4 protein-coding genes are annotated in these 3623 nt (G+C 36.2%); all 4 read right to left on the bottom strand.

The annotated features are described in order from the left end of the window. A partial coding sequence (locus tag OZD64_RS05180; RefSeq protein ID WP_274999447.1) for a transposase occupies positions 1-179 on the bottom strand: 179 nt, incomplete at its 3' end. A 346-nt stretch (positions 180-525) separates the two neighbouring features. Continuing rightward, a complete protein-coding gene (locus tag OZD64_RS05175; protein ID WP_010962372.1) occupies positions 526-783 on the bottom strand; it encodes a hypothetical protein in 258 nt (85 codons plus the stop codon). Positions 784-876: 93 nt separating this feature from the next. After that, complete coding sequence (gyrB, locus tag OZD64_RS05170) at positions 877-3264, bottom strand: DNA topoisomerase (ATP-hydrolyzing) subunit B (RefSeq protein ID WP_038199473.1); 2388 nt, start codon at positions 3262-3264, stop codon at positions 877-879. Positions 3265-3359: 95 nt separating this feature from the next. Next, a complete protein-coding gene (locus OZD64_RS05165) occupies positions 3360-3482 on the bottom strand; it encodes a hypothetical protein (protein ID WP_010962370.1) in 123 nt (40 codons plus the stop codon). Positions 3483-3623 lie beyond the last annotated feature (141 nt).

Genomic DNA, 3623 nt, shown 5'->3' with positions numbered 1-3623 from the left:
CCTGGAAATGCATCTGCTGCCGACTTTTTTTCGTTGTGTTTCTTTATCCATTTTCCTAATAAACCACCCTTTATTCCTAAATCCTTTGCTATTTTTGTAATTGTTTGACCTGCCTTTCTTTGTTCATTTGCCAGTTTAACAGCTTCCAATTTGAATTCTGCCGTATATTCTCTTGCCATTTCTAATCCTCCAAAATTTTATTTTACCCGAAAAAACTCCTTTCTTTCTCTCCACTTTTTCTGGGTAAGGTCACTTGGCAACAGTTGCTCTACTTTCTCCTTCATCCAATGCTTCCATTGCTTCCATTGCTTTTTTCCTTAAGTCGTAACTATACGCTGCTGGCATACAAACCCCTCTACCATAAATCCATTCTTACCTTATTGGGATTATTATGAGAAGAGCTATAACTCTATGGGAGGGAAGCAAAATCTGGGATTCGGCCTTAATGGCATTAGCGTTGCATCAGCTTCACCCTCCCTGTGAGGTATTTTAGCTCTAATGCCTCACATCATAAAGATACAAGTGTCAAGCTACTTGGATGACAGGGGAGGGAGGCACTGGGATGACAGGAGAAGGTAGTGGGATGACACCCTGACAACCGTCATCCCGCTGCTTGTTAGCGGGATCTAGAGATACCGCGAATGAATCGCGGCATGACGTAGGACTGCTTTCATTCCAGTGCTTGACACTGGAATCCAGCCTTTCTGCAATCTCATCGAAAACGTTGTAACCACTTTCTATGCTAGTTTGCTTGTGAGCAACCTGGATTCCAGTGTCAAGCACTGGAATGACACCGTTATAAAGGAACCAGTGTCAGCTACTTGAATGACACAGTCTTTGCTTAAACCCGTAACGTTCGTACATTTTGCTAAAAGTTCAAATATCAACATCATGCACATTAAGTGCATTGCTATTAATAAAATCACGGCGTGGTTCAACTATATCACCCATTAATATTGAAAATATGGAATCAGCTTCTTCACAATCTTTTATTTCAACCTTTAATAAAGTTCTAGCCTCAGGATTTAACGTAGTATCCCATAGCTGATCAGCATTCATTTCACCAAGACCTTTAAATCTCTGCAGAGTTAAACCTTTTTTACCATAGTCCATTATTATTTTTGCAAGCGTACTTGGAGAAGTGATTCTTATTTCAGTTTCTTGTGACTTTAAAAATGAATCACCATTAAATAAATTACTTATACCATCAAGCAAACTTAATATGTTTTGCATATCTTTGCCTTCAAGCATACTAAGTGCAAATATATATTTGTCTGCCAGTCCTTGAAACAATTTAGAGATATGAATTTCTTTTTCTTCATCTTTTATTTCCACTTCCCAAGTGTATTCGCTGTACATTAACTTCAAATACTTTAATATCTCATCAGCCGATGATAGAGCATTCTTTTTACTTAAAATTAGCAATGACTCTAAGAGATTTTGTGGTATTTCTCTATCATAATTTTTGCTAATATTAGAAGTGCTAACGCATTTATTCAAAATAAGGCGCAAGTTGTTAAATTCTGTAGCTGTACCACTTAGTGTTAATCTTTTAACTGCTGAGTTTATTATATACTCTTCAAAAGTTTCGTCATCTTTAATATAAGTGTCTTTGGCATTCTTTGTAACTTTATAGAGGGGTGGCTGTGCTATGTATAAGTAACCTTTTTCAATAACTTCACGCATATGTCTAAAAAAGAAAGTTAGAATCAAAGTTCTTATATGTGAACCATCAACATCTGCATCTGTCATGATGATAATTTTATGATATCTAGCTTTTTCAATATCGAAGTGTTCACTCCCTATTCCAGCACCAATTGCAGTAATTAAAGAGCCTATTTCTGCAGATGAAAAAATACGATCTAAACTTACACGTTCTACGTTTAGAATTTTTCCTCTTAAGGCAAGCACTGCTTGTGTTTTACGATTACGCCCCTGCTTTGCAGTACCACCTGCTGAATTACCCTCTACTATAAATAATTCCGATAACTCAGGAGCTTTTTCCTGACAATCAGCAAGCTTTCCTGGCAGAGTTGCAATATCAATATTGTTTTTGCTTTTAACTAGCTCGCGCGCTTTTCTTGCAGCTTCTCTTCCTTTTGCTGACCTGATTGCTCTTTCTACTATGCTTGCTGCCAATTTGGGATCAGTTTCAAGGATTGTGCTCAATTTATCAGAAACTATACTTTCTACAACTGCACGTGCTTCAGAACTAACTAGTTTATCTTTTGTTTGTGAAGAAAACTTAGGATCAGGAATCTTAAGAGATAAAACACAAGTTAAACCTTCTCTAACGTCCTCTCCAGTTAAATTTACTTTTGCTTTCTTTAAAAACCCTTCATTAGTTGCATAGGTATTGATACATCTAGTTAGTGCAGATCTAAATCCTGCCAAATGCGTACCACCATCTCGTTGCCGTATATTATTAGTGAAACACAACATATTCTCATAGTAGGAATCATTCCATTCCATCGATATTTCCAAGCTGATGCCAAGATCTTCTGCATCTCCTTTCATACTGGCAATTTTAGTTACATGTGTCTTATTCTTATCTAAATACTGCACAAAATTTGCTGTACCAAAATTGTCTTTAGATTGATTGCTCTGATTGAAATGAGATTCTGTATATGGTTCATTGCGCAGATCACGTAAAGTAATGTCGATATTTGAATTTAAAAATGCTAATTCTCTTATACGACTTTCAAGCGTTGAGTAACTGAAATTAATGCCATTAAAAGTCTCTGTTGATGGCATGAACGTGACTTTAGTTCCTCTTTTGTTTGTATTTTCGTTGACTACCTTTAAAGGTTCAATAGACTCACCATCTTCAAAACGCATAAAGTGTTCTTTCTTATTGCGCCAAATAATTAATTCCAACCAGCTTGATAATGCATTCACAACTGAGATTCCAACACCATGTAATCCCCCAGAAACTTTATAGGTATTGCTGTCAAATTTACCACCAGCATGGAGTTGAGTCATTATTACCTCTGCTGCTGATATTCCTTCTTCTTCATGAATGTCAGTTGGAATGCCACGACCATTGTCGGTTACTGATACTGAACCATCTTTATTTATGCTAACTTCAATTTTATCACAATACCCAGCTAAAGATTCATCTATTGCGTTATCAACAACCTCATATACCATGTGGTGCAAGCCAGATCCATCGTCAGTGTCACCAATGTACATACCTGGACGTTTCCTTACAGCATCAAGACCCCTTAAGATTTTTATTGCATCGGCATTATAACTATTTTCCATGGTATTGCTTCGTTTATGAATGTTAATTAATATTACATTCATATATGCTGATTAGCAACATTTTTAAACTGATAACCCATATTAAAAGCACAACTTTACGAATGTTTATTTTTGAAGACAGCAAATAGTGTCATTCCAATGTGTCTTCCATAACTGTACGAACATTCATTTTTGAAGGTAAATTGCACAACAGATGATGTCATTCCAGTGCTTGACACTGGAATGGCTTTGTTGCATCGCTAGCTATGATGGATTAAAGATAAAAAAGATGGAGAATATCAGTAGCTTATTATTCTGGTATTTATAACAAGAACGGTCAGTGAATACCTAAATTTGAGTAAAAGAAATTTCACTACCAC

Source organism: Wolbachia endosymbiont of Drosophila tristis, assembly GCF_028981745.1.
Lineage (GTDB): Bacteria > Pseudomonadota > Alphaproteobacteria > Rickettsiales > Anaplasmataceae > Wolbachia > Wolbachia pipientis.
Note: the sequence above shows the minus strand (reverse complement) of the source record. Positions and strands in the feature narration are given on the sequence as shown.

Excerpts from the sequence above, each read along its gene's own strand:
- gyrB (WP_038199473.1), bottom strand. The coding sequence starts at position 3,264 with ATGGAAAATAGTTATAATGCCGATGCAATAAAAATCTTAAGGGGTCTT.